Origin of the sequence: Azospirillum sp. SYSU D00513, from assembly GCF_017356015.1 — a bacterium.
Classification (GTDB): domain Bacteria; phylum Pseudomonadota; class Alphaproteobacteria; order Azospirillales; family Azospirillaceae; genus Azospirillum.
The window spans coordinates 286,779-311,292 of the sequence record NZ_JAFIQV010000001.1; the positions used below are offsets into that span (position 1 = coordinate 286,779).

A 24,514-nucleotide genomic window follows, 5' to 3' on the forward strand; every position below is an offset into this window, starting at 1 on the left:
TTGCAGTAAGCCTTTGGGAAGAAAAGAGGTTTTCCGTCATCCCCGCGAAAGCGGGGATCCAGAACTGCCCGTTACGTGCTGTTTGGGCGAACTCTGGATCCCCGCTTTCGCGCATAGGCGCTAACTTTTGCATGTTCGTTCCCTCGACCGAAGCCCGCGCCATCCCTCCTCGTCATCCCCGCGAAAGCGGGAATCCAGTCCTTTCCGTAGCGAACCCTTTGGAAAATCTGGATCCCCGCGTCCGCGGGGATGACGGTGGAAGGTGGTCGGAACCTTGCTTTGGTCGATCAACCCTCAAAGTTAGCGCCCATGCGCTTTCGCGGGGATGACGGCTAAACTCGTGCCTTCTCTACCAATGCTGCACTGCAAAAGATGTGCAAGCCGCAGGGGTTTGAAGACAGTGGCCACGCCGTACGTGAGCGAACCACGCATCCGGCTCCGCACGACCGGACCTCTTACTCCAGGCTCAGGGACACCCCGCTGGGGGATGATGCGGCTGAAACCCTTTGGGCGCTTGGGCAGCGTTGTGGCCACGGTCGGACTGTAGCTTGCTCTTGGGCCGAGGGCTAGGTCGGACCCGTCGCGATAGCCCGCATCCCGAACGTGACGGGATGCGGGCGCGCCGGAGGCCAACCGTCAGGCCACCACGAAGATCAGCCAGACCAGCACCGGCGCGATGAGCGTGACCAGGGCGCCGTACAGCATGAGCTGCCGGAAGAAGGCGTCGCGGTCGATGCCCTGCGCGTTGGCGAGGACCAGCGCGCCGTTGGTGGAGAAGGGGCTGACGTCCACGATGGTGGAGGAGACGGCCATGGCGGCGATGAAGCCGATGGCGCCGACGCCGGAGTCGCCCTGGAGGAAGGGCACCGCCAGCGGGATCAGGGAACCCAGCACCGCCGTGGAGGAGGCGAAGGCCGAGACGACCGCGCCGATGAAGCAGAGCAGCAGCGCCGCCATCAGCGGCGAGGTCAGGCCGGCGACGCTGTGGCCGACATAGTCGATGGTGCCCATGGTCTGGAGCACGCCGACATAGGTGCTGACGCCGGTGATCAGCACGACCTCCGGCCAGGTGACCTGCCCGACGGCGCGCTTCTGCCGGTTCGGCGCCATCAGCGACAGGGCGAGGCCGATGGTGATGGCGACGAAGCCGATGTCCAGGTTGAAGGCCAGCGTCAGCACGGCGAGCCCGACCAGCCCCGCCAGCGTGGCGATCTGGTAGGGGCGCGACCCGGCGGGCTCGGCGTCGCCGGGCGCTTCCATCACCGTGGGCGTGCCGCCGGCGGTGAGCTTGATCTCCTCCTTCAGGGATTCGGCCTCGGCGTCGCCGTAGCTCTGCGCCCCGGCCTGGGGCGTGGAGATGGCGACGTTGCGTGGGGTGAAGCGCATCGCGCCCACGCTCCCGGCGGGGATAGCGCCGGCGGCACTTCCCGTCTCGGCGCGGCGGCTCAGCAGCGTGCGGCCCCCCAGCACCAGGAACAGCAGGCCGGCGACCGCGAAGTTCACGAAGAAGCTGGCGAGGAAGGTGGTGACGGCGTCGAGCGGCAGGCCGGCGGCGGACACGATGCGGTTTGTGATGCCGCCGTAGATGCTGATCGGCGAAAAGCCACCGGCCTGGGCGCCGTGCACGACCATCAGCCCCATCAGCAGCGGGCTGATCGCGTAGCGCGCGGCGAAGCCCAGCGCGATCGGCGCGATGATGGCGACCGCCGCCGGGCTGACCGCGCCGATGGAGGTCAGCACCGCCGCGATGCCGAACATGATCCAGGGAATGGCGGCGACCCGCCCGCGCACCGCCCGCACGGACAGCCCGACCAGCCAGTTGATCGTGCCGTTGTTCTGGGCGATGGCGAAGAGATAGGTGATGCCGACCAGAGTCAGGAACAGCCCGGCCGGGAAGCCGCCGATGATGTCCTTGGTGGACATGCCGGCCACCAGCGTGCCGACCAGATAGGCGCCGACGAAGGCGAGCACGCCCATGTTGATCGGCAGCACGGTGGCGACCACGAACATGGCCGCCAGCGCGTAGATGGACATGAGTTCGGGCGTCATGGCGTCAGCTCCGGCCATGGGGGGCGGAGACGCGCCGGGCCGGCGCGGACGCGCGGCAGGCGTGATCGGTCATTGGGGTTTCCTCCGGATTTTGTTTTTTATGGTCCCGGCAGGCGGTTCCGCCCGCCGGTCGATCGCGCCTGTTTAGCCCGCCTTGGCGCGGGCGTAGAGATCCTTGTGGGCGTCGCGCAGCAGATTCTTCTGGACCTTGCCCATGGTGTTGCGCGGCAGGTCGTCGGCGAAGAGGATGCGCTTGGGCTGCTTGAACTTCGCGAGGCGGCCTTCCAGGGCCTTCAGGATGGCGCGCTCGTCCAGGTCGGCGCCGGGCTTGCGCACCACCACGGCGGTGACGCCCTCCCCGAAATCGGGATGGGGGACGCCGATCACGGCGCTCTCGACCACGCCGGGCAGGCCGTCGATCTCCGTCTCGACCTCCTTCGGGTAGACGTTGTAGCCGCCGGTGATGACGAGGTCCTTGCCGCGCCCGACGATGTGCAGGTAGCCGCGCGCGTCGATCCTGCCGAGGTCGCCGGTGATGAAGAAGCCGTTCGCGCGCAGCTCGGCGGCGGTCTTCTCCGGCATGCGCCAGTAGCCCTTGAAGACGTTGGGGCCGCGGACCTCGACCATGCCGATCTCGCCCTGCGGCAGGACGGCGCCGGTCTCCGGGTCGGTGACCTGCACCTCCACCCCCGGCAGGGGCAGCCCGACCGTGCCGGCCACCCGGTCGCCCTCGTAGGGGTTCGAGGTGTTCATGTTGGTCTCGGTCATGCCGTAGCGTTCGAGGATGCGGTGGCCGGTGCGCTCCGCCCAGCTCTCGTGCGTCTCGGCCAGCAGCGGGGCCGAACCGGAGATGAAGAGCCGCATGTGAGCCGTCGCCTCGCGGCTCAATCCGGAATGCTGGAGCAGCCGGACGTAGAAGGTCGGCACACCCATCATCACGGTGGCGCGCGGCATCAGCCGCATCATCGCCTCGGCGTCGAAGCGCTGGACGAAGATCATCGAGGATCCGGCCAGCAGCGTGACGTTGGTGGCGACGAACAGCCCGTGGGTGTGGAAGATCGGCAGGGCGTGCAGCAGGACGTCGGCGTCGGTGAAGCGCCATTCCCGCGCCAGCGTGCCGGCGTTGGAGGCGAGATTGCCGTGGCTCAGCATCGCACCCTTGGACCGTCCGGTCGTGCCGGAGGTGTAGAGGATCGCGGCGAGATCGTCCTCCCCCCGTGCCACGTCCTCGAAGCCAGCGTCGCCGAGATTGGCGGCCTCCATCAGCGTGCCGGTGGTGCCATCGGTGCCCAGCGTGTCGGTCCTGGCCCCCAGCCGGGCGGCCAGCGGCTCGATCTCCGCGGCGCGTTCCGGCGCGCAGACCACCAGGCGCGGTTCGGCGTCGCCGATGAAATATTCCAGCTCGGCCAGCGTGTAGGCGGTGTTGAGCGGCAGGTAGACGGCACCGGCCCGCACGCAGGCGAGATAGAGGACGATGGCCTCGGCGCTCTTCTCGACCTGGACGGCGACGCGGTCGCCCGGCTGCACGCCGCGCCCCACCAGCACGTTCGCCATGCGGCCGGACAGGGCCAGCGCCTCGCCATAGGTGAGGCAGGAGCCCTCCTGCCCGTCCAGCGCTGCGGTTTCGATGAAGATGCGGTCGGGGGCGGGCATGCGGGCGCGCATGGCCGCGAAAAGATGGTTCGTCATGTCAGACGGCCTCGGGCTTCGGGTGCGGTTTTTCGGGTGTGGACTGGGAGGGCTTGGCGGACGGTCTGGAAGGCTTCGCGGCCCCCTTGGCCGAGGCTCCGCCGGGCGGCGCGCGCAGCAGCTTGCGCACGGCCGGCGTGGCGACGACCTCCCCGCCCGTGGCGAAGCGCTCGTGGTTCGCCTCGATCTCGTCGAGCTTGTAGAGGTAGTTCACCATCAGCCCATGGGCTTGGCGCAGGCCCTTCTCCGACCGGTCGCCGAGATGGTTGATCTGTTCCAGCCGGGCGCCGTTGCCGAGATGGAAGCGGGCGACCGGGTCGAGCGGCTTCCCGGACCGGCTGCGGGCCTTCAGCATGTACCAGGCCGCCGCCGGCAGCAGGGCGTTGCGCACGGCCCCCTCGCTGTCCGGGCGGCCGGGCCAGGCGGGATCGTCCAACGCGGCGAGGGCCGCCTTGTCCTCCGCCGTCAGCGCCTCCGAAACCTCGGCGGCCCGTTCGGCCCGCAGCCAGGCGGCGAAGCCCGGCACCGGCGACAGGGTCACGAAGGTGTTCAGGCCGGGCATCTCGCGCTTCAGGTCCTCGACCACCTGCTTGATCAGGAAATTGCCGAAGGAAACCCCGCGCAGCCCCTCCTGGCAGTTGGAGATGGAATAGAAGACGGCGGTCGTCGCCTCCTCCGCCGCTATGGGGGTGCGGTCCTCCGCCAGGACCGACGCGATGGCGCCGGGGATCCCGGCGGTCAGCGCGACCTCCACGAAGATCAGCGGCTCGTCCACCAGCTGCGGGTGGAAGAAGGCAAAGCAGCGGCGGTCGGCGGGCTCCAGCCGGCTGCGCAGGTCGTCCCAGCCGCGGATGGCGTGGACCGCCTCGTAGCGGATGATCTTCTGGAGGATGTTGGCCGGGGTGGTCCAGTCGATCCGGCGCAGCACCAGGAAGCCGCGGTTGAACCAGGAGCCGAAAAGATGCAGGAAGTCGGCGTCGAGCGGCTCCAGCTCCGGATGGGCCTTCAGCTCGCCCAGCAGCGCCTCGCGCATGCGGACCAGCGCCTCGGTGCCGGAATGGGCGAGGTTCAGGCGGCGGATGATCTCCTGCCGGCGCGGCTCGGCGGCGTTGTGGAGCGCCAGCAGGGTCTTGGCGTCGGGTGTCGCGCGGTAGGCGTCGATGGCGCGCTCCAGCTTCGGCCGGTCGGGGCCGAAACGCTCGACCAGCATGGTCAGGAAGGCGCGCCGCCCGTCGGCGTCCAGCTTGCGCCAGTGGGCCAGGATCTCATCGGCCAGCGCCACGCCCGAGGCCTCGCCCCGGCCGGACAGCAGCGCGTCGCAGAGCAGTTCGAGATGGATCTGCGCCGGGACCTCCCCGGCCGGGCCGGCCATGCCGTTGCGGCTCAGCAGGGCGCGGCCGCGCTCGGCGATGGAGCCGAGGAGATCGCTGAAGAAGGAGTTGGTGTTGCGCATCATCGCGGCGTTCCTCCTTGGAGAGGCTTGCCGATCGGCAGCCCGTCTTCCATTATAGAAACGCGCTTTGAACGCACCGTCAACATTCTTGTATACACGATTGCGAGGGATCGGCATGCCACGCGTGATACCGGAAGAGACGCGCAAGCGGCTCCGGGACGAGCTGGAGAATGAGATCCTGACGGGCCACATCCCCCCGGGGCAGAAGCTGGACGAGGTCTCCCTGGCGACGCGCTTCGGCGTGTCGCGCACGCCGATCCGCGAGGTGCTCCAGCAGCTCGCCTCCGCCGGGCTGGTGGAGATCCGGCCCCGGCGCGGTGCGGTGGTGGCGCAGCTCGGCCCGGAACAGCTGGTGCAGATGTTCGAGGTGATGGGTGGGCTGGAGGGCATGGCCGGCCGCATGGCCGCGCGCCGCCACACAGAGGAGGACCGCAAGGCATTGCAGCGCATCCAGGACGCCTGCCTGGCCGCCGCGCGCAGCGGCGACACCGACGCCTATTATTACGAGAACGAGCGCTTCCATCAGGCGATCCACGCGGCAAGCCACAACGCGTTCCTGATCGAGCAGTGCACCGCCCTGCACCGCCGGCTGAAGCCCTACCGCCGGCTCCAGCTCCGCCACCGCAACCGCATGGCCAGTTCGCTGGCGGAGCACACGGCGGTGCTGGAGGCCATCCTCGCCCTGGACGGGGACCGGGCCGAGCGGCTGATGCGCGACCATGTGGTCATTCAGGGCGAACGCTTCACCGACTTCATCGCCATGCTGGCGGAAAAGGTGCCGGCGGGCTGAGCCCGCCGGGGAAGGAAAGGTGCCGTGATGCGCGGGACGCCTCAGCTCACGCCGAGATAGCGCCCTGGCTTGTGGTTGATCGCCAGCACCATGTTGACGATGGTCGCCCCCAGCACCGACAGGAGCAGCCGGTCCGCCGGCAGGGTGAAATAGGCGGCGGCCAGGATCACGAGATCGACGGCGAGCTGGAAATAACCGGCGCGGATCCCGAACCGTTCCTGAAGGTAGATCGCCAGGATGTTGATGCCGCCCAGCCCGGTGCGGTGGCGGAACAGCATCAGCAGCCCGGCCCCGAACAGGCCGCCGCCGATCACCGTCGCGTAGACGGGGTCCAGGTGGGTGAAGCCGACCCAGGATTCCGTCAGACGCGCGAACACCGAGACGAGCCCGACCGCGAGGAAGGTGCGCAACGTGAACGCCCAGCCCATGCGCTTCCAGGCGAGCAGGTAGAAGGGCAGGTTGATCAGGAAGAACAGCGTGCCGAACCCGACCTCGCTGACATAGCTCAGCAGCAGGGCCGCTCCCGCGATCCCGCCGGTCAGCAGCACCGTCTTGGTGTAGATCAGCATGCCCAGCGCGATGAACAGCGTGCCGAGCAGCATCGCCATGGCGTCCTCGTAGAGGCGGTGGCGCTCGGTCATCGGCTGAGCGGCTGCGGGCTGAGCGGCTGCGGGCTGCGCGGTTTTCGGCGCGAGGCCGGCGGGGGAAGTCGTGTCGGTCATGGCCCTGGTCCCGGTAACGGTCAGCGGAGCGCGGCGAACTTGGCGATCACGTCCCCGGCCTCGGCGGTCTTCAGCCCGGCGATGTTGATGCGGCCGGAGGTCGGCATGTAGATCGCGTGTTCCGACCGCAGCTTCAGCACCTCGGCCTCCGTCAGCGGCAGCAGGGAGAACATGCCCTCCTGCCCCTCGACGGCGGCCAGCGCCGGCCAGGCGCCCCGCAAGCCCGCCGCCAGCGCGCGGCGAAGGCCCTGGATGCGGGCGCGCATGCCGTTCAGCTCGTCGAGCCAGTCGCGGGTCAGCGCCTCGTCGCCGAGGATCGTCCGCACGACGGCCGCACCATGGTCCGGCGGCATCGAGTAGCTGGTCCGCGCCAGCCCCATCAGGTTGGAACGGGCGAGGTCCGCCGCCGCTTCGGTCGCGGCGACCGCGAAGATGGCGCCCGTCCGCTCGCGGTAGAGGCCGAAGGACTTGGAGGAGGAGACGGCGACCAGCGCCTCCGGCACCGCCGTGACCACGGCGCGCAGGCCGGCGGCATCCTCCTCCACCCCGCGGCCGAAGCCCTGGTAGGCGAGATCGATCAGCGGCGTGACGCCGCGCCGCTCCAGAACGGCGGCGACGGCGGCCCACTGCTCGTCCGACAGGGCCGCACCCGTCGGGTTGTGGCAGCTGCCGTGCAGCAGGGCCACGTCGCCCGGCTGCGCCCGCTCCAGCGCCTCGATCATGCGGTCGAACAGAACCGACTGGCTGGCGGTGTCGAAGAAGGGATGGGAGACGACCTCCAGCCCGGCGGCGGCGAAGATGCCGACGTGGTTCGGCCAGGTCGGCAGCCCGACCAGGATGCGCCTGGCGCCGGCCCGCACCAGCAGGTCGCCCGCCAGCCGCAGCGCGCCGGACCCGCCGGGCGTCTGCACCCCGGCCGCCGCGACGCGGCCGGCGGCGGTTCCGGCGACGAGGCGCCAGAGCCGGTCGAGATAGAGCGTGTCGCCTTCCAGCCCGATGTAGGCCTTGCTGTCCTGGCTCTCCAGCAGGATGCGCTCGGCCGCCTTCACCGCGCGGAAGACGGGGGTGCGCCCCTCCTCGTCGCGGTAGACGCCGACGCCCAGATCGACCTTGTTCGGGCGCTCGTCGCGCTTGTAGAGGCCGATGAGGGCGAGCAGCGCGTCGTCGGGCTGGCGGGAGAGTGTGTCGAACATGGCGGGCCGTCCGGTCTGGTCTGTGAGGATGGGATGATGCGCCGATCCTCCGCGCGCTCCCCCACCGCCGCAAGGTTCAAGAACGCAGGGCGGCGATGAGGACGCGGCTGGAGGATGGCGGGCGGAGGCTCAGGTGATGCCGAAGCGGCGGCGGGCGGAGATCAGTGCGGCGAAGCTGAGGACGGCCAGGAACATCAGGTAATAGCTCGGCGACAGCTTGCTGCCCGTCGCGTCGGTCAGCCAGGTCATCGCCAGCGGCCCCAGCCCCCCGAACAGCGTGACGCCCAGATTGTAGCTGAAGGACAGGCCGGTCGCCCGCGTCGCCCGGGGGAAGAGGTCCGACATCAGGGCGGGCAGAGCGCCGAAATAGACGGACTTCAGCGTCGCCAGCCAGACCACCACCGCGATGATCACCGCCGTGCCCGGCGACAGGGTCAGGAGCAGGAAGCAGGGGTAGAAGGAGACGAACAGCAGCACGGCGGAGATCAGCATCGCCCGCGTGCGGCCGATCCGGTCCGACAGGTGGCCGACATAGGGGGTCAGCACCGTCAGGATCAGCGCGCCCGCGAAGGTGCTGGCGTAGCCGACGGTCGCCGACAGGCCCAGCTGCTTGACCGCGTATGTGGGCATGTAGACCAGCAGGTAGTTCACGGCGGTCGAGATGATCAGGCAGCCGATCGCCACGGCCACCCGCGTCTTCTGGCTGGCGAAGACGGTCGCCACCGCCGCGCGTTCGGACGTCTGGGCGGGCTCCGCCTCGGTGGCCTTCGGCTCGTCGAGATGGCGGCGGATGTAGAGCCCGACCGGCCCGACCAGAAGCCCGAAGGCGAAGGGCAGGCGCCATCCCCAGTCCTGAAGCTGGTCGGCGGGCATCCAGGCGGTCAGCAGGATGCCGAACAGGGCGGCCAGGGCGCCGCTCAGCCCCTGGCTGGCGAATTGCCAGCTCGCGATGTAGCCGCGCCGGTCCGGCGCGTGCTCGACCAGGAAGGCGGTGGCGCTGCCGAACTCGCCGCCGGCGGAGAAGCCCTGGATCAGGCGGGCCACGAGGATGCCGATGGGGGCGAGCAGCCCGATGCTCTCATAGCTCGGCATGAAGGTGATCATGGCCGTGCCGAGCACCATCAGCAGGATGCAGGCGAGCATCGCCGCCTTGCGCCCCACCCGGTCGGCGTAGTTGCCCAGCACCAGCGCGCCCACCGGCCGCGCGACGTAGGAGATCGCGAAGGTGCCGAAGGCAAGCAGCAGCCCGACCGTCTCGTCGGCGGCGGGGAAGAAGGCTTTCGTGAGGTAGAGGGCAAAATAGCCGTAGACCGCGATGTCGTACCATTCCAGGGCGTTGCCGATGGAGGTGGCGACCAGCATCTTGGTGAGGTTGAACGGCTTCGCCCCGGCGGGGGCGTTGGAGGCGGTTGGCGCGGACGTCGCGCCGGCCGTCATTCCAGTGGTCATGTTTCGGTTTTCCCAGACTGTGCCGCCGAGCGGCGCTTTTGGTCGATGCGGTCCTTCCGGCCGTCCCTTTTCCGGGTTCGCTCGTGAAGGAGAGTGCCGCCTGATGGCTTCCCTTGTTCGTGTGACGTTCGTGCCCCTTCCCTGGTCACCGGATCAGGGCACCGGCCCTTCTCCCAACCCATCTCCCAGATCCCAGAACAGGCCGGCCATGAGGCGCAACGCCTCCTCCGCGACCGGAACCAGGAGATGCTCGTCCGGGGCGTGCTGGTTGCAGCCCGGATAGGAGTGCGGGATCCAGAGGGTCGGAAGGCCGAGATCCTCGACGAAGAATTCGTTGGGCAGCGAGCCGCCGAAGTTCGGCAGCAGGGCCACCGGCTTTCCCGTGGTCCGCTCCATGGAGCGCACGGCCCAGCGGACCCAGGGGTTGTCGAGGTCGAGCCGCGTCGCGTTCGACATCACCTCCGCCGTCACCTCGACGTCGCCGAAGCCCCGCGCGGCGAGATGGGCGCGGACCGCCTCGCCGGCGTTGCGGACGTCGGTGCCGACCACGAAGCGGAGCTGGAGCACCGCCTCGGCCCGGCCGGGGATGGCGTTGACCGGCCGCTCGGCGTTGCCCGCGCCAAGGGCCAGCACCTCCAGCGTGTTCCAGCCATAGACGCGCTCCGCCGGGCTCAGGCCCGGCTCGCCCCAGCCGTCATCGACCGCGGGCTCGCCGGGGCCGGGCACGACCGGGATGCCGGCCAGCGCCCGGCGAACGGCCGGCGACAGGGGCGGCGGGCGCAGCCCTTCGACCAGGATGACGCCGTTCCCGTCCACCAGCGCGGCGACGGCGGCGGCGAGCCGCGTCGCCGGGTTCACCAGCAGGCCGCCCCAGTTGCCGGAATGGTGTCCGCCGGGCCGGAGGTCGAGCTTCAGCCGGATGTTGAGGCCGCCGCGCGCGCCGAGGAACAGGGTCGGGCGCTCGGCGGCGACGCGCGGGCCGTCGGAGCTGATCATGACGTCCGCCCGCAGCCGGTCGCGCCGGCTGCGGCAGATCGCCTGAAGCTCGGGCGAGCCGATCTCCTCCCCCATCTCCAGCAGGAGCTTCAGGTTGAAGCCCGCCCTGCCCTGCCGCGCCTCCAGCACGGCGGCGAGGGCGCCGAGGTTGATGGAGTGCTGGCCCTTGTTGTCGGCCGTCCCGCGGCCATAGAGCCGGTCCTCCCGCCGCACGGCCGACCAGGGGGAAAGCCCGTCGGTCCAGCGGCCCTCCATGCCCGGAACCACGTCGCCGTGCCCGTACATCAGCACGGTGGGGAGGGCCGGGTCCTCGATCCGCTCGGCGATGAGGAACAGGTTGCGGCCGTCCTCCGACGCCCGGCAGATCTCGGATTCGAAGCCGAGCCGGGAGAGTGCCGGCGCCATCTCCTCGGCAAGGTAGGCGTGGAGGGGACCGGCGTCGCCGGTGGTGCTGTCCGTGCGGTGTGCGACGCGCCGGTCGAGATCGGCGAGGAAGCGGCCGGAATGCAGGTAGCCGGCGGCGTTGCCGATGGCCGATGAACGCTCCATGAACGGTCTCCGGGCGGGGGAAGCGGGCGCGCGGGAACCCTCACCGGCCCGGCGCCTCCGCCGGGCGGTTTGAAACCGCGCCCATCGCTTTCCATTGATGCTGGGCGATGATCCGCCGCTTTGCGGTTTCTTGACAATTTCAATATTCTCAAACGCGCTTTGACCTTGCGGCAAAGGACGGGACGGCAAAAAGCGTGATAGCGGCTTCTCGATGATCAGCACCTCGTTGCGCTATTTCCTGGAGGTCGCCCGGACCGGGTCGCTGAGCGAGGCCTCGGCGCGGCTGCACGTCACCGTCTCGGCCATCAGCCGGCAGATCGCGAAGCTGGAGGAGCATTTCGGCACGCCGCTGTTCGACCGGCACCCGCGCGGCATGGTGCTGACCCCGCCCGGCGAACTCCTGGCCGACTACGCCCGCCGCAGCGCGCTCGACGCCGAGCGGGTGGCGGCGGAGGTGCGCGAAGGGCTGGGGCTGCGCAAGGCGCCGGTGCGGGTGGCGGCCTCCGACGGGCTGGCGCGCGCCGCGACCGTGGCGCTCCGTGCGTTCCTGGCCGAACGGCCGGACACGCCGGTGGAGCTGACCGTCGCCCCGCAGGAGACGGTCCTGAAGCAGCTCCGCGATGCCGCCATCGACTTGGGCTTGGTCTTCTCCCTGCTGCCGGAAAGCGACCTGCGGATCGAGAAGTCCTGGACGGCCCACACCTGCGCCTTCGTCCGGCGCGGCCACCCGCTGGCGGGACGCGGCAGCGTGACCATGGCCGACCTGCGCGCGGTGAAGCTCGCCCTGCCCAGCCACAACACCATCGCGCGCATCGTCGAGCTGCTGCATGTGGAGGAGCGGGCGGAGGCCGCCGGCATCTTCACCACCAACTCCTTCACCGTGCTCTGCGACTATGTCCGCGCGGAAGGTGCGGTGGGGGTCGCCAGCGACATCGCCGTGCGCAGCCTGGAGGAGGATGGCGGGGACGGTCCCTTCGTCGTGCTGCCCTTCGCGCAGCCCGACCTCCACAAAAGGACCGTCCAGCTCTACGCCCCGACGGAGCGCGGCCTGACGAGCAGCGCCCTGCTGGTGCGCGACGCCATCGTGCAGGCGGTCGATCCGCTGGTGGCGGAGACCCAGTAAAAAGAAAGGGCCGCCCTGCGGGGCGGCCCTTTCTTCAACCTGACGTCCGTTCCGGGAAGGGCTCAGGCCGCCCCGCGGCCGAGCTTCACCAGGAAGGGAACATCCACGCGGTGCAGCTCGGCGCCATTGGACGCCGAGAGCTGCGCCGCCTCGCCACGGGCGCGGCGCAGGCACCAGGCCATCAGGGAGGCCATCAGGCCCTTCCCCGCACCGTCCATCCGCCAGCCGTCCTGAAACGAAACCGTGTTCGCCGCCATCTCCGCACTCCTCGCGCCGATGAGATCCGATGGCTTCAAGGTAGCGACGGAAGGGCGCTCGGACAGCCGCGATTGCTGCATTGCAGCGGACCCGGCGGTGCATAAATTTGTGGGGCCAGCAAAGGGATGCGGAAAGTCGAAGGGGTTTGGGTGGTTTCCCCGTTGAAAAAGACCATCACACGGGCCGCATCACGACAAGTCACTCCGGGACAAACACTGTCTGTTATCCCCGCGAAAGCGGGGGTCCAGAACTCTCCCAAGAGGTGTGTTCTGCGGAGTTCTGGATCCCCGTTTTCACGCTATAGGGTGTACATATCTCTGGATCATCTTTCTCATAGAAAACAGCCACTTAACCGTCACCCCCGCGAAAGCGGGGGTCCAGGACGTTTCCACAGCATTCGTTCTGCGGACTCCTGGATCCCCGCTTTCGCGGGGATGACGGAAAAGCGATTGTCTTTCAACACGTTACCGCTTGGCGAGATAAGTACACTCCATAGCGTTTTCACGGGGATGACGGGTAAGTGCCCGTCTTCTTTCTGACTTCTGCTCTGCGTTGTCTGAGTCAGGAAGCCGTCCAGGCCCCCTGGAGCCCCCCTTACGCCGGCCGCCCCTTGCCAGTCGGCAGGCGCCGCCGTCCCTTGCCGGCCTGCTGGGTGAAGAAGGGCTTGGCCGGCGTCTTCGGCGCGGCACCGGGCTTGCCCGCGGGGGCGCCGCCCTTGGCCTTGCCGGTGCCGGCGGGCTGCCAGGTCGGGATCAGATGCTCCTCGCCGTTCCCGATAAGGTCGGCGCGGCCCATCTCCTTCAACGCCTCGCGCAACAGCGGCCAGTTCTCCGGGTCGTGGTAGCGCAGGAAGGCCTTGTGCAGGCGGCGCTGGCGCAGCCCCTTGGCCGACAGCACGATCTCCGACCCGGCGCGGCGCACCGGCTTCAGAGGGTTGCGCTCGCTGTGGTACATGGCGGTCGCGAGCGACATCGGCGAGGGCAGGAAGGTCTGCACCTGGTCGGCGCGGAAGCCGTTCTTCTTCAGCCAGATGGCGAGGTTCATCATGTCCTCGTCCGTCGTGCCGGGATGGGCGGCGATGAAGTAGGGGATCAGGTACAGCTCCTTCCCCGCCTCCTTGGCCGCCTTGTCGAACATGGCCTTGAAGCTGTCGTAGGCGCCCATGCCGGGCTTCATCATCTTCGACAGCGGGCCTTCCTCGGTGTGCTCCGGCGCGATCTTCAGGTAGCCGCCGACATGGTGGGTCGCCAGTTCCTTGACGTATTCCGGGCTCTTCACCGCGAGGTCGTAACGCAGGCCCGACGCGATGTTGATCTTGCGCACGCCGGGGATGGCGCGCGCCTTGCGGTAGAGCTGGATCAGATCGTCGTGGCTGGTGTCCAGGTTCTTGCAGATGTCCGGATAGACGCAGGAGGGGCGGCGGCACACCTCCTCGATCTTCTTGTCCTTGCAGGCCATGCGGTACATGTTCGCGGTCGGCCCGCCCATGTCCGAGATGACCCCGGTGAAGCCCTCCACCTTGTCGCGGATCTGCTCGATCTCGCGCAGGATCGACTTCTCCGACCGGCTCTGGATGATGCGCCCCTCATGCTCGGTGATGGAGCAGAAGGTGCAGCCGCCGAAGCAGCCCCGCATGATGTTGACCGAGGTGCGGATCATCTCCCAGGCCGGGATGCGCGCCCCGCCATAGGCGGGGTGCGGTGCGCGGGCGTAGGGCAGGTCGTAGACGCCGTCCATCTCCGGCGTGGTCAGGGGGATCGGCGGCGGGCTCAGCCACACCTCCTTGTCGCCGTGGCGCTGGACCAGCGCGCGGGCGTTGCCGGGGTTGGATTCCTGGTGCAGCACGCGCGAGGCCTGGGCGTAGAGCGCCTTGTCCTCGACCACCTGCTCGTAGGCCGGCAGCCGCACGACGGTGGTGGCCGGGTCGCCGCCGCGCGGGGCGAGCACCGTGTCCTCGTCGATGGAGGTCGCGTCCACGACGGTCCAGCCCTCCGGCACGGCATCGCGCACGACGGCGACGCCCCGCAGGTCGTGCATGTCGCGCGGGCGGTCGCCGCGGGCGGCCCGGTGGGCGATGTCCACGATGGCGCGCTCGGCGTTGCCGTAGACCAGCAGGTCGGCCTTGCTGTCCATCAGGACGGAGCGGCGGATCTTCTCGCTCCAGGCGTCGTACTGGGCGATGCGGCGCAAGCTCGCCTCGATGCCGCCGAGCACGATGGGAACGTCCTTGTAGGCCTCGCGGCAGCGCTGCGAATAGACGATCACCGCGCGGTCCGGGCGCTTGCCGCCCTCGTCGTTGGGCGTGTAGCTGTCGTTGTGGCGCAGGCGGCGGTCGGCCGTGTAGCGGTTCACCATGGAGTCCATGTTGCCGCTGGTCACGCCGAAGAACAGGTTGGGCTTGCCCAGCGCCTTGAAGGCCTCGGCGCTGCTCCAGTCCGGCTGGGCGATGATGCCGACGCGGAAGCCCTGCGCCTCCAGCAGCCGGCCGATGATCGCCATGCCGAAGCTGGGATGGTCCACATAGGCGTCGCCCGTCACGACGATGATGTCGCAGCTGTCCCAGCCGAGCTGGTCCATCTCCTCCCGCGACATGGGCAGGAACGGGGCGGTGCCGAAGCGGGCCGCCCAATGCTTGCGGTGGGAGAAGATGTTCTTGGCTTCGAGCATGACGCTCTCCGTTCAGGACCCGTCTTCGGGTTCTGCCTTGCTGTCGTGACGTTCCGGGGCGCGGCCCCGCGCCGTCGTCTCGGCCCTGGGGATTGCGCGGTGTTTTAACGCGTTCGGCCCGCGAATCCTACCCCGGCAAGGGAGGCATGCGCTGAAATGGCAGGAATGGGACCGGAATGAAAAGGACCGCCCGGCGCTGCCGCCCGGCGGTCCCTCATCTCATGGCGCACCACAGATGGGCGCGGGGGCTGGAGGAGTCCAGCCCGCCCGGCCCGAAAAACGACCCGAGAACAGGCCGGCGGATCAGCCGGCCGCCGGGGCGACGCGCAGGATGGCGCCGTCGGACTCGTCGGTCAGCAGGTAGAGCGCGCCGTCCGGCCCCTGCTTGACCGCGCGGATGCGCTGGCCGAGCCCGTCGAACATGCGCTCCTCCCGCACCACGCGCGTGCCGTCCAGCTCCAGCCGCACGACGTTCTTGGTGACCAGCCCGCCGTTCAGCAGGCTGCCCTTCCAGCCGGGGAAAGCGTCGCCGGTGTAGAAGGTCATGCCCGAGGCGCCGATGACCGGGGTCCATTGATGGACCGGCTCCTCCATGCCCGGCGCGCTCGTCTTGCCGGTGCCGACGGGCGTGCCGTTGTAGTTGACGCCGTGGGAGACGACCGGCCAGCCGTAATTCTTGCCGGGCTGCGGCGCGTTGACCTCGTCGCCGCCCTTCGGCCCGTGCTCGTTCACCCAAAGAGCGCCGGTCTGCGGGTGGAGTGCCGCACCCTGCGGGTTGCGGTGGCCGTAGGACCAGATCTCCGGCAGGGCGTTCGGCTGGTTCACGAAGGGATTGTCCTGCGGCACGGAGCCGTCGGGCCGGATGCGGACCACCTTGCCGAGGTGGGAGTTCAGCTGCTGCGACTGGCCGCGGAACTGTTCGTCCGACCGCTCGCCGAGCGCGATGAACAGGTTGCCCTCGCGGTCGAAGACGAGGCGGTTGCCGTAATGCCTGATGCTGTCCACCTTCGGCTTCTGCGAGAAGATGACCGTGAGGCCGGTCAGCGAGCCGCCGTCCTCGGCCAGGGTGCCGCGCGCGACGGCGGTGGAGTTGCCGCCGGGGCCGGGTTCCGAATAGCTGATGTAGACCAGCCGGTTCTGCGCGAAGGCCGGGTCGAGCGCCACGTCGAGCAGCCCGCCCTGCCCGCGCCGGTCGATCTCCGGCAGGCCGCGCAAGGGCTCGGAGAGCTTGCCTTCCGTGGACACCAGCCGCAGGTTGCCCTTGCGCTCGGTCACCAGCATGCGGCCGTCCGGCAGGAAGGCGAGGCCCCAGGGGCGCTCCAGCCCGCCGGCGAAGGTCGTGATCTGGACGGCCGCCTTCTCGGTCTGGAAGGTCTTGTCGACGGGACGGGCGGTGGCGCAGCCCGTGAGGCTGCCGATGGCTGCCGTTCCCGCCACCAGGGCGATCAGGGCGGTGGTCGCGGCCGCGCGGCCGATCATGCGCATGCGTCTTCCCTCCTGTTTCCTCAACGCTGGGCAGGAGATGGGGCCATCCTGTTCAGGCTCAAGCTTGCGGGAACGGCCCCGACAGGCGAAAACAGCCCCCGACCGGCGGCCTTCACGCAGACGTGAAGGCCCCACCCTCCAGATCGAGACCATGCATGCTGATCCTGACGCACAGCGGAAGCTTCCACGCCGACGAGGTCATCGGCCACGCCATCCTCACCCTCGCCCATCCGGGCCAGGAGCTTCGGCTCGAACGCACCCGCGACCCGGCGCGCTGGGCCGAGGCCGACATCGTCTTCGATGTGGGGGGCATCTACGACCCCGCCGTGAAGCGCTACGACCACCACATGACCGACGCCCCCCTGCGCGCGGACGGCACGCCCTACAGCTCCGCCGGCCTGCTCTGGCGTGATTTCGGGCGCGACGCCATCCGCGCCGTGACCGGGTCGGAAAGCGGTGCCGCCGTGGACGCGGTGTGGGGCCGGCTCGATGCCGGGCTGATCCTGCTGACCGACAAGATCGACAACGGGGTGAGCTACCCGACGCCCGACGCGCTCTCCACGCTGATCGGCGACCTCAACGCCTCCTGGGACGAGCCGGACGCCGACGAGATGGAGGCCTTCCTGCGCGCCGCCGCCCTGGCGCGGGAGGCCCTGATCAACCGCATCCGCCGCACCCACGCCGCCGTCAAGGCACGGGCCATGGTCGAGGAGGCGGCGCGGACGGGCTCCGACCCGCGCCTGCTGGAGCTGCCGCAGGGCATGCCCTGGCGCGACGTAGTGCTGGAGCTGGGGCTGCCGGTGCTCTACGCCATCCTGCCGCGCAAGAACGGCCAATGGACGCTGGAATGCGCGCCGGCCGCGCCCAAGAGCTTCGACCTGCGCCGCCCCCTGCCGCAGGCCTGGGCCGGGCTGACCGACGCCGAGCTGCAGCGCGTCACCGGCGTGCCCGACGCCGTCTTCGCCCACCGCAACCTCTTCATGGCCGTGGCCGGCAGCCGCGAGGGCGCCCTGCGGATGGCGGAGCTGGCGCTGGCGTAACGAGGGGCCGGCTTGGCTCAGCGGCCGCCGAACCGCACCGCGTCCGGGCCGCCGGGCAGAGCGAGCTCGCCGGCGCTGGTGGTTTCCAGGTGCCGGCCGCCCGAGCCCACCCTGCCCTCCACGGTGGCGGTGCAGGAGGGCGGCCGGGTGTCGTCCTCGTACTTGCAGTTCTTCAGCAGGAACATCCGGGCGGCCTTGTCGTCCGGGTCGAACTGCATGGTCCAGTCCGTCACCGGATCGACCAGGAGGAACACGCCGCCGGCAGACCCGACCCTTCCCGTCAGGCGCACCTGCCTGCCCTGAAACGCCGCCGGGTCGGCGCCGATCTCGATCATGGGAACCTCCGCCGCAGCCGGCTGGACGGCGGGCTGCAGGACCGGCTTGGGCGTGGCCTTGGCGGAGGGTGCCGGGTTGGACGCCGCGGCGGCCCCGGCCTTGGCGGGAACCAGCTTGCCGCCTTGCAGGGCGAAGATGTGGGTCTTCTTCTTGGACGGGCAGCAGTTCGGGTCCTTCGGCCCATGCTCCAGCATGGTGACCTCGATCCGGCCGTTGCGGATCGCGAGCGCTTCCGTGTGGCCCAGGCCGAGCCCGCCCTCGGCGAGCTTGGTCAGGGCCGCGCCCTTCTCCCGGTAGGCGAGGAGCATCGTGAACACAGCCGTTCCGCCCGTCGATCCGGTCGCGACCACCACACGCTCTGGAACGCCGTCGCCGTCCAGATCGCCGAGGGCGTTCGCAACGACCGCTCCTTCGGCCCAGTCCTGCTGCCGGACGATCTCCTGCGACAGCCGGTCCTCGTCGAAGGCGAGCGCCGGCTGAACCAGGCCGGCCAGAACGGCGGAAACGGAAAGCACCCTGGACAAAACCCTCATTCTCTTCCTCAAATCCGGATTGCGATGGCCCCCAAGGATATCAAGTCCGTCAGAGCTCAAGCCAGAAGAAGAAGCGTAAATGGCTGCTTCCTCCATCGCTTTTCGCATCACGGTTGAGGAAGAGAAAGGCCGGCCGTCAGGTCACCCGCTCGATCGCCACCGCCGTGGCCTCGCCGCCGCCGATGCAGAGCGAGGCGACGCCGCGCGTCTGGCCGGTCTTTTCCAGGGCGGCCAGCAGCGTCACCAGGATGCGGGCGCCCGACGCGCCGATGGGATGGCCGAGCGCGCAGGCGCCGCCATGGATGTTCAGCCGGTCGTGCGGGATGTCCAGCTCGCGCATCGCCGCCATGGCGACCACGGCGAAGGCCTCGTTCAGCTCGAACAGCTCCACGTCGCGGACCGACCAGCCCGCCCGCTCCAGCACCTTGTTGATGGCGCCGACGGGGGCGGTGGTGAACCAGGCCGGAGCCTGGGCGTGGTTGGCGTGGCCGCGGATCTCCGCGAGGATCGGCAGCCCGCGCCGCTCGGCGTTGGAGCGGCTGGTCAGCACCAGCGCCGCCGCCCCGTCGGAGATGGAGGAGGCGTTGGCCGCCGTCACCGTGCCGTCCTTGGCGAAGGCCGGCTTCAGGGTGGGGATCTTCTCCGGGCTGGCCTTCAGCGGCTGCTCGTCCCGCTCCACCGAGGTGTCGCCCTTGCGGCCCTTGACGGTGACCGCCGTGATCTCCCGGTCGAAGCTGCCGTCCTCCACCGCGCGCCGGGCGCGGGCCAGGCTCTCGATGGCGTAGGCGTCCTGGGCATCACGGGTGAACTGGTAGTGCTGGGCGCATTCCTCCGCGAAGGTGCCCATCAGCCGGCCCCGGTCGTAGGCGTCCTCCAGCCCGTCCAGGAACATGTGGTCGAGCACGCGCCCGTGCCCCATTCGGTAGCCGCCCCGCGCGCGGTCCAGCAGGTAGGGGGCGTTCGACATGCTCTCCATGCCGCCGGCCACGATGACCTCCGCGCTGCCCGCCCGGATCATGTCATGGGCGATCATCACCGCCTTCATGCCCGAGCCGCAGACCTTGGAAATAGTGGTGCAGCCGGCGGCCTCCGGGATGCCGGCGCCGAGCGAGGCCTGGCGGGCCGGCGCCTGGCCGAGGCCGGCCGGCAGCACGTTGCCCATGAAGACCTCCTCCACCATCTCCGGCGCCACGCCCGCCCGCTCCAGCGCCGCCCGGATGGCGGCCGATCCGAGTTGGGGTGCGGTCAGCCCCTGAAGCTCGCCCTGGAAGCCGCCCATGGGGGTGCGGGCGGCGCCCGCGATCACGACCGTGTCCTGCGTTGCCCTGTCCTGGGTTGCCGTCTGCTGGGTTGCCATCTGTTTCCTCCGGTTTTCCGTTCGTTGGTCTTTTCTTCGGTGGGCGGGCTTACTTCGGCGCCATGCGGATGGCGCCGTCCAGGCGGATGACCTCGCCGTTCAGCATGGTGTTTTCCATGATGTGCTTCACGAGTGCGGCGTATTCCGACGGGCGCCCGAGGCGCGGCGGAAAGGGCACCATCCGGCCCAGCGACTCCTGCACCTCCGGCGCCATGCCCAGGACCATCGGCGTCTCGAAGATGCCCGGCGCGATGGTCATGACGCGGATGCCGAAGCGGGCCAGCTCCCGCGCCACCGGCAGGGTCATGCCGGCGACGCCGGCCTTGGAGGCGGCGTAGGCCGCCTGCCCGATCTGGCCGTCGAAGGCGGCGACCGAGGCGGTGTTGACGATCACGCCGCGCTCGCCCTCCGCGTTGGGCGTCCCCTTGCTCATGACGTCGGCGGCGAGCCGGATCATGTTGAAGGTGCCGATCAGGTTGATGCCGACCGTGCGGGCGAAGCTGTCCAGCCGGTGCGGGGCCTCGCGGCCGACCACCCGCTCGCCGGGCGCCACGCCGGCGCAGTTGCACAGGCCGTGCAGCGCGCCGAAGCCCTCCACCGCCTCGGCGATGGCGCGCTTGCCCTGCTCCTCGTCGGTCACGTCGGTGGCGACGAAGCGCGCCGCGGCACCGAGGTCGCCGGCCAGAGCCCTGCCGGCCTCCGCGTTCACGTCGGCCAGCACCACCCGGCCGCCGTTTTCCACCAGCATCCGCGCGGTCTGCGCCCCCAAGCCGGACCCACCGCCGGTGACGACGAACACACTGCCATCAAGCTGCACGTCTTTCCTCCAACCCTTAGCAAAAGGATGCGGCGGCCTTCGTCGGGCCGTCCTTGGCCCGTATGGAAGCACAGCTTCGGGAGGAGCGCACCTGCGACGGAAGGCTAGCCCCGCCACCCTTCAGCCCGGCCAACCGGTCGGGCAGGGAACGGACGGCTGATCGGATGGGGCCTTTTCCAGTATGCTCCCTCCACCGAGTTCAAGAAGGAGCGTTCCCATGCGCGCGACACGTCGGCGGCTTCTCTCGACGGGGCTGGCTTCCCTGACGCTGCCTCTGTTCGGCCCGGCGGCGGCCGCTGCGGAGCCGCCGGTGCCGCTGGAGCCGACACGCTCCTGCGGAGGGGAGGAACCCACCATCGCCCAGACCGAGGGCCCCTTTTTCAAGCCCGGCACGCCCGCCCGTCGCGACCTCGCGGGCGACGCGCCGGAGGGCGAGCGGATCACGCTGGCCGGCTTCGTGCTCGACACCGCCTGCAGGCCGGTTCCCGGCGCGCTCGTCGAACTCTGGCACGCCGACGGCGAGGGAGAGTACGACAACCGGGGCTTCCGCTTCCGGGGGCACCAGCTCACCGACGGGGCGGGCCGCTGGTGGTTCGACACCATCGTGCCCGCCTATTATCCGGGCCGCACCCGCCACTATCACGCCAAGGTCCAGAGGCCCGGCGGGCGGCTGCTCACCACCCAGCTCTACTTCCCGGACGAGCCCCGGAACCGCCGGGACGGGCTGTTCGACGAGCGGCTGGTGCTGGCGGTGAGCCGCGCCCCGGAAGGGCCGCTCGGTCGGTTCGACTTCGTCGTCTGAACACCCGCCCGGCAGGAACCCCGCAGGCGGGTGGCGGGTTCTCGGGGCCGGAGGGGCAGCGCGCGGGGCGGTGCGCCGATCGTCAGGGGAACGGCGGATGAGCGCGTGCGGCGGCTGCCATCGCCCGGGGCACTGACCCCATGGGCGTCTTCAATCTTATTTCGATCCTGCTCGCCCTGACGGCGCTCTTCGGGTTCGTCAATCACCGTTGGCTCCGGCTTCCGGGCACCGTGGGCGTGTTCCTGCTCGCCTTCGCCTTCTCCTTCGCGGCGGTCGTGGCCGGCACGCTGGCGCCGTCCATCGACGTCCGTTCCTGGGAGGGGCAGCTCGTCGCCGGCGCGAACCTGCCGGAAACGCTGCTGAACGGGGCGCTTGCCTTCCTGCTCTACGCGGGCGCCGTCGAACAGGACAGCGGGGAGCTGTGGCGGCGGCGCTGGGCGGTGGCGGCGCTCGCCTCGGTGACGGTGCTGATCTCCACGGTGCTGCTCGGCGCCGGCCTGTGGCTGGTCTTCGATGCGCTCGGGCGGGAGGTGCCCTTCATCTGGTGCCTCGTGCTCGGGGCGGCGCTGGCCCCGACCGATCCGGTGGCCGTGCTCGCCGTGCTGGAGCGCGCCGGGCTGCCCGCGGGCCTGCGCGCCGCCATCGCGGGCGAGAGCCTGTTCAACGACGGCGTCGGGGTGGTCCTGTTCACGGCGTTGCTCGGCGTCGCGACCGGCGCCCATGCCGAGTTGGGCGCCGGCGACTTCGCCTGGGACCTGCTGCGGGAGGCGGGAGGCGGCGCGCTGCTCGGGCTGGCGACCGGCTGGCTGGCCTTCCAGGCGAAGAGCCGGACCGAGGACGCCTCGGTCGAGCTGAGCATCTCCCTGGCACTCGCCGCCGCGACCTACAGCCTCGCCCAGCATCTGGAGCTGTCCGGCCCCATCGCCGTGGTCATCGCCGGCCTGCTGATCGGGAACACGGCGGAGCGCCATGTCTCCTCGGAAAGGGCCGGCTTCATCCTGAAGGCCTTCTGGTCGATGGTGGACGCCATCCTGAACGCGATGCTGTTCCTGCTGCTCGGGCTGGAGGCGGTGGCCGTTCTGTCCTGGGACCGGGCGACCATCCTGGCCGCCCTGGCGGCACCGCTGCTCGCGCTCGGCGCCCGCCTGGTCAGCGTGGCGCCGGTAGTGCTGGCGCACCCCCGATACCCGCGCAAGAGCGCCGCCGCCGCCGTGCTGACCTGGGGCGGCGTGCGCGGCGGCATCGCCATCGCGCTGGTCCTGTCGCTGCCGGACAGCCCTCACCGGGACGCGCTCCTGGCGGCCTGCTACAGCATCGTCGCCTTCACCATCCTCGCCCAGAGCCTCACCCTGGAACGGCTGGCGAAGTCGCTTTTCCCCAACGGCTGAGACTCAGCGGCGGGACAACAGCCGGACCTCCGCCTCCAGGTCCCTGATCCTGGCTTCGTAGCTGCCCTTGATGCGCCAGACCACATAGATGACGGCCGCCGCGAGCGCCCCGTCGATGATCATCGAGAGCATCATATGCGCGAAATCGATCAGCACGCTCGCCGCCAGCAGGCAGACCACGATGAACAGCAGCTTTCTGATGGACAAGGCCTTCATTCCGATCCTCGATGACGCTCCGCCCGGCGATCGGGCGAAGGAAGCTTAATCCGGCCAGTGGCCATGTGCCCAGTCCTCGGCGTCGGGGTCGGCGGTGCCCAAGGGCTCCACCTCCGCACCTTCGTCGAGCGCCGCGGCGAGCCAGGGTTCCACGCTGGTCACCGGGGACGACCGGCACCAGCGCCGGCGGCGGGCGTCCCACCGGCAATGGCCCTGGCGCTTCAGAAGCTCGCGCAGTTCCCAGCCCGGCAGGGCCGGGAAGGACAGCTCCAGGCCGCGTTCGCTTTGGCTGACCTCCACGACGGCGCCCTTCCGGGTGGTGTAGCTCAGCCCTTCGTCCAGGACGCGCCGGAGTGCTGCTGCCTGCTCCTCCCGCGCGCGGGCCTCGGCCTCGCGCTGCCGCCGGCCCTCCTCCAGGGCGTCGGCCAGCCAGTCCGGGGCTTCGTCCAAAATTCGGTACCCGGCCCCGCCACGCGGCCCAGGCACTTCCTCCAGCAGGCCGGCATGCACCAGCTCCGGAAGGAGCAGCTTCACCCGGTCGCGGTCACCCCGCCCGGCGAGGATGCGCCGTGCCGCGCAGTCGGCGGCGGTGAAGCGCCCTCCCGCACCCCAGCTCTCATAGACCGCGGTCGCGAGTGCGTGCAGTTCGGCGATCCTGCCCTTCTGCTCGGCGAGCCGGGCGCCGATGATGTCGTTGAAGGGCTGGTCCACCCGGCCCGTCAGGCCGCAGCTCTGGCAGGTCCAGTCGCCGGGGTCGGACAGCAGGATCTGCGGCGCGCACCGCCGCTTCCGGCAGAACTCCTCGCTGCCCGGTTCGGACAGGGATGCCTTGCCCTCCACCAGGGCACGGATGGCGGCGAGGGGCTGCTCGTCGATCTCCCTCAGCCGCGCGGCGAGGTCGGCGGGCAGATGGACGGTCACGCCCTCGCCGTCCTGATCGTCCCGCTGGCCGGCACCCGCGGACAGCCGGGCCTTCAGGACGCGCCGGCGGTCCGGGGCGAACATGGCCAGAACCCGCTCCGCCGTGTAGGACGGGTCGAAGTCATCGTCGAGCGCGCCGGCCAGATCGTCGAAGGTTACCTTGCGCGCCAGCGCCGCGCCGTCGCGGGCGTCGAGGACGCGGCGCGCTTCGGCCAGGATCTCCTCTGTTCCCTCTTCTCCGACAATAGGCTTCTTCGCCATGCCCCGGCCATTCCACCAACCCCACAGCCATTAAAGGCTGGGGGTTCGCGGAAGGTTCCGCAAGGCGAGGCCGGCTTTGTCGCAGCGGGTCAAGGCGATGCCCTTGTGCACCGTTGTGCCGACCGTGCTGGAACTCCGTTTCGCACAACGCCCACCCGGAGGCGGTTTGATAAGCTGGAACAGGAGCTTAGGCTTGCCAGCTCATCCGGTCCGTTGTGCGGTGGGTGCACAATGCAACGCCCCGTCCCTTCGCTTGCGCGGCCTCCGTCCGAACAGGATCGCAATCCTGAACGACAGTGGGCCTCATTACAATCCGGCAGCGTCGGTTGAATGAGGTCGGCGCGCCGCGCGTGACCTCTCCCCTTCGGGCCCGCGTCGGCCCCAACGCAAAAGGCCCAGCTCCGTCAGGAGCTGGGCCTT

The 24,514-nt window shown here is 69.9% G+C and carries 20 protein-coding genes; 5 read left to right on the top strand and 15 right to left on the bottom strand.

The genetic code is table 11. From position 1 onward, the window contains the following. Positions 1-636: 636 nt before the first annotated feature. From JUB11_RS01315 to JUB11_RS01325, 3 genes are all read right to left on the bottom strand, one after another. Positions 637-2,049, bottom strand: a complete 1,413-nt coding sequence (locus JUB11_RS01315) for an SLC13 family permease (protein WP_247886760.1) — start codon at positions 2,047-2,049, stop codon at positions 637-639. Positions 2,050-2,193: 144 nt separating this feature from the next. Next, positions 2,194-3,738, bottom strand: coding sequence for a malonyl-CoA synthase (locus JUB11_RS01320; protein WP_207455476.1), 1,545 nt, complete (start codon positions 3,736-3,738; stop codon positions 2,194-2,196). A 1-nt stretch (position 3,739) separates the two neighbouring features. Continuing rightward, on the bottom strand, positions 3,740-5,194 hold the full coding sequence (locus tag JUB11_RS01325) for a malonyl-CoA decarboxylase (protein ID WP_247886761.1): 1,455 nt from the start codon (positions 5,192-5,194) through the stop codon (positions 3,740-3,742). A gap of 112 nt (positions 5,195-5,306) precedes the next feature. Between JUB11_RS01325 and JUB11_RS01330 the strand changes: the two genes are divergently transcribed. Then, entirely contained in the window at positions 5,307-5,981 is a 675-nt protein-coding gene (locus JUB11_RS01330) for a GntR family transcriptional regulator (protein WP_207455477.1), read from the top strand. Positions 5,982-6,022: 41 nt separating this feature from the next. Here the strand turns inward: JUB11_RS01330 and JUB11_RS01335 are convergent, their stop codons facing one another. The 4 genes from JUB11_RS01335 to JUB11_RS01350 all read right to left on the bottom strand — a co-directional run bounded on the left by JUB11_RS01335 (position 6,023) and on the right by JUB11_RS01350 (position 10,890). Continuing rightward, positions 6,023-6,703 (bottom strand): YitT family protein, encoded by a 681-nt coding sequence (locus JUB11_RS01335; protein WP_348771332.1) that lies wholly within the window; start codon positions 6,701-6,703, stop codon positions 6,023-6,025. A 20-nt stretch (positions 6,704-6,723) separates the two neighbouring features. Further along, positions 6,724-7,896 (bottom strand): amino acid aminotransferase, encoded by a 1,173-nt coding sequence (locus tag JUB11_RS01340; RefSeq protein ID WP_207455478.1) that lies wholly within the window; start codon positions 7,894-7,896, stop codon positions 6,724-6,726. 129 nt (positions 7,897-8,025) lie between these two features. Beyond that, entirely contained in the window at positions 8,026-9,345 is a 1,320-nt protein-coding gene (locus JUB11_RS01345) for an MFS transporter (protein WP_207455479.1), read from the bottom strand. A gap of 153 nt (positions 9,346-9,498) precedes the next feature. Then, the gene (locus JUB11_RS01350) at positions 9,499-10,890 is read right to left on the bottom strand and encodes a M20 family metallopeptidase (RefSeq protein ID WP_207455480.1); all 1,392 of its coding nucleotides are present in this window, start codon (positions 10,888-10,890) and stop codon (positions 9,499-9,501) included. Between the two features lie 211 nt (positions 10,891-11,101). Here JUB11_RS01350 and JUB11_RS01355 point away from each other — a divergent pair, with 211 nt between their 5' ends. After that, positions 11,102-12,013, top strand: a complete 912-nt coding sequence (locus JUB11_RS01355; RefSeq protein ID WP_207455482.1) for a LysR family transcriptional regulator — start codon at positions 11,102-11,104, stop codon at positions 12,011-12,013. A 62-nt stretch (positions 12,014-12,075) separates the two neighbouring features. Here the strand turns inward: JUB11_RS01355 and JUB11_RS01360 are convergent, their stop codons facing one another. The 3 genes from JUB11_RS01360 to JUB11_RS01370 form a co-directional block, all read right to left on the bottom strand. Beyond that, a complete protein-coding gene (locus tag JUB11_RS01360; protein ID WP_207455484.1) occupies positions 12,076-12,270 on the bottom strand; it encodes a hypothetical protein in 195 nt (64 codons plus the stop codon). Between the two features lie 595 nt (positions 12,271-12,865). Then, a complete protein-coding gene (locus tag JUB11_RS01365) occupies positions 12,866-14,938 on the bottom strand; it encodes a YgiQ family radical SAM protein (RefSeq protein WP_207455485.1) in 2,073 nt (690 codons plus the stop codon). A 303-nt stretch (positions 14,939-15,241) separates the two neighbouring features. Continuing rightward, positions 15,242-16,423, bottom strand: a complete 1,182-nt coding sequence (locus JUB11_RS01370; protein ID WP_247886762.1) for a PQQ-dependent sugar dehydrogenase — start codon at positions 16,421-16,423, stop codon at positions 15,242-15,244. A 155-nt stretch (positions 16,424-16,578) separates the two neighbouring features. Here JUB11_RS01370 and JUB11_RS01375 point away from each other — a divergent pair, with 155 nt between their 5' ends. Next, positions 16,579-17,463: an MYG1 family protein gene (locus JUB11_RS01375; protein WP_207455486.1), complete on the top strand. Its 885-nt coding sequence runs from the start codon at positions 16,579-16,581 to the stop codon at positions 17,461-17,463. Positions 17,464-17,480: 17 nt separating this feature from the next. On the opposite strand, the gene JUB11_RS01380 is transcribed toward JUB11_RS01375, so the two are convergent. The 3 genes from JUB11_RS01380 to JUB11_RS01390 all read right to left on the bottom strand — a co-directional run bounded on the left by JUB11_RS01380 (position 17,481) and on the right by JUB11_RS01390 (position 20,506). After that, positions 17,481-18,323, bottom strand: a complete 843-nt coding sequence (locus JUB11_RS01380) for a hypothetical protein (protein WP_207455487.1) — start codon at positions 18,321-18,323, stop codon at positions 17,481-17,483. 145 nt (positions 18,324-18,468) lie between these two features. Beyond that, positions 18,469-19,689 carry an acetyl-CoA C-acyltransferase gene (locus JUB11_RS01385; RefSeq protein WP_207455488.1) on the bottom strand — a complete coding sequence of 407 codons (1,221 nt, stop codon included), beginning with the start codon at positions 19,687-19,689 and terminating at the stop codon, positions 18,469-18,471. A 49-nt stretch (positions 19,690-19,738) separates the two neighbouring features. Next, positions 19,739-20,506 (bottom strand): SDR family NAD(P)-dependent oxidoreductase, encoded by a 768-nt coding sequence (locus tag JUB11_RS01390; RefSeq protein ID WP_207455489.1) that lies wholly within the window; start codon positions 20,504-20,506, stop codon positions 19,739-19,741. 217 nt (positions 20,507-20,723) lie between these two features. Here JUB11_RS01390 and JUB11_RS01395 point away from each other — a divergent pair, with 217 nt between their 5' ends. Continuing rightward, the gene (locus tag JUB11_RS01395) at positions 20,724-21,308 is read left to right on the top strand and encodes an intradiol ring-cleavage dioxygenase (RefSeq protein ID WP_207455490.1); all 585 of its coding nucleotides are present in this window, start codon (positions 20,724-20,726) and stop codon (positions 21,306-21,308) included. Positions 21,309-21,448: 140 nt separating this feature from the next. Continuing rightward, complete coding sequence (locus JUB11_RS01400) at positions 21,449-22,696, top strand: sodium:proton antiporter (protein WP_207455493.1); 1,248 nt, start codon at positions 21,449-21,451, stop codon at positions 22,694-22,696. Between the two features lie 3 nt (positions 22,697-22,699). On the opposite strand, the gene JUB11_RS01405 is transcribed toward JUB11_RS01400, so the two are convergent. Then, complete coding sequence (locus tag JUB11_RS01405; RefSeq protein WP_207455496.1) at positions 22,700-22,903, bottom strand: DUF3927 family protein; 204 nt, start codon at positions 22,901-22,903, stop codon at positions 22,700-22,702. A 54-nt stretch (positions 22,904-22,957) separates the two neighbouring features. Then, entirely contained in the window at positions 22,958-24,094 is a 1,137-nt protein-coding gene (locus JUB11_RS01410) for a hypothetical protein (RefSeq protein WP_207455498.1), read from the bottom strand. Positions 24,095-24,514: the final 420 nt, after the last annotated feature.

Coding starts and splice junctions, on each gene's coding strand:
- JUB11_RS01365 (WP_207455485.1), bottom strand. CDS start 14,938: ATGCTCGAAGCCAAGAACATCTTCTCCCACCGCAAGCATTGGGCGGCC.
- JUB11_RS01400 (WP_207455493.1), top strand. CDS start 21,449: ATGGGCGTCTTCAATCTTATTTCGATCCTGCTCGCCCTGACGGCGCTC.
- JUB11_RS01345 (WP_207455479.1), bottom strand. CDS start 9,345: ATGACCACTGGAATGACGGCCGGCGCGACGTCCGCGCCAACCGCCTCC.
- JUB11_RS01340 (WP_207455478.1), bottom strand. CDS start 7,896: ATGTTCGACACACTCTCCCGCCAGCCCGACGACGCGCTGCTCGCCCTC.
- JUB11_RS01360 (WP_207455484.1), bottom strand. CDS start 12,270: ATGGCGGCGAACACGGTTTCGTTTCAGGACGGCTGGCGGATGGACGGT.
- JUB11_RS01385 (WP_207455488.1), bottom strand. CDS start 19,689: ATGGCAACCCAGCAGACGGCAACCCAGGACAGGGCAACGCAGGACACG.
- JUB11_RS01325 (WP_247886761.1), bottom strand. CDS start 5,194: ATGATGCGCAACACCAACTCCTTCTTCAGCGATCTCCTCGGCTCCATC.
- JUB11_RS01320 (WP_207455476.1), bottom strand. CDS start 3,738: ATGACGAACCATCTTTTCGCGGCCATGCGCGCCCGCATGCCCGCCCCC.
- JUB11_RS01370 (WP_247886762.1), bottom strand. CDS start 16,423: ATGCGCATGATCGGCCGCGCGGCCGCGACCACCGCCCTGATCGCCCTG.
- JUB11_RS01375 (WP_207455486.1), top strand. CDS start 16,579: ATGCTGATCCTGACGCACAGCGGAAGCTTCCACGCCGACGAGGTCATC.
- JUB11_RS01315 (WP_247886760.1), bottom strand. CDS start 2,049: ATGACGCCCGAACTCATGTCCATCTACGCGCTGGCGGCCATGTTCGTG.
- JUB11_RS01330 (WP_207455477.1), top strand. CDS start 5,307: ATGCCACGCGTGATACCGGAAGAGACGCGCAAGCGGCTCCGGGACGAG.
- JUB11_RS01350 (WP_207455480.1), bottom strand. CDS start 10,890: ATGGAGCGTTCATCGGCCATCGGCAACGCCGCCGGCTACCTGCATTCC.
- JUB11_RS01395 (WP_207455490.1), top strand. CDS start 20,724: ATGCGCGCGACACGTCGGCGGCTTCTCTCGACGGGGCTGGCTTCCCTG.
- JUB11_RS01355 (WP_207455482.1), top strand. CDS start 11,102: ATGATCAGCACCTCGTTGCGCTATTTCCTGGAGGTCGCCCGGACCGGG.
- JUB11_RS01335 (WP_348771332.1), bottom strand. CDS start 6,703: ATGACCGACACGACTTCCCCCGCCGGCCTCGCGCCGAAAACCGCGCAG.
- JUB11_RS01410 (WP_207455498.1), bottom strand. CDS start 24,094: ATGGCGAAGAAGCCTATTGTCGGAGAAGAGGGAACAGAGGAGATCCTG.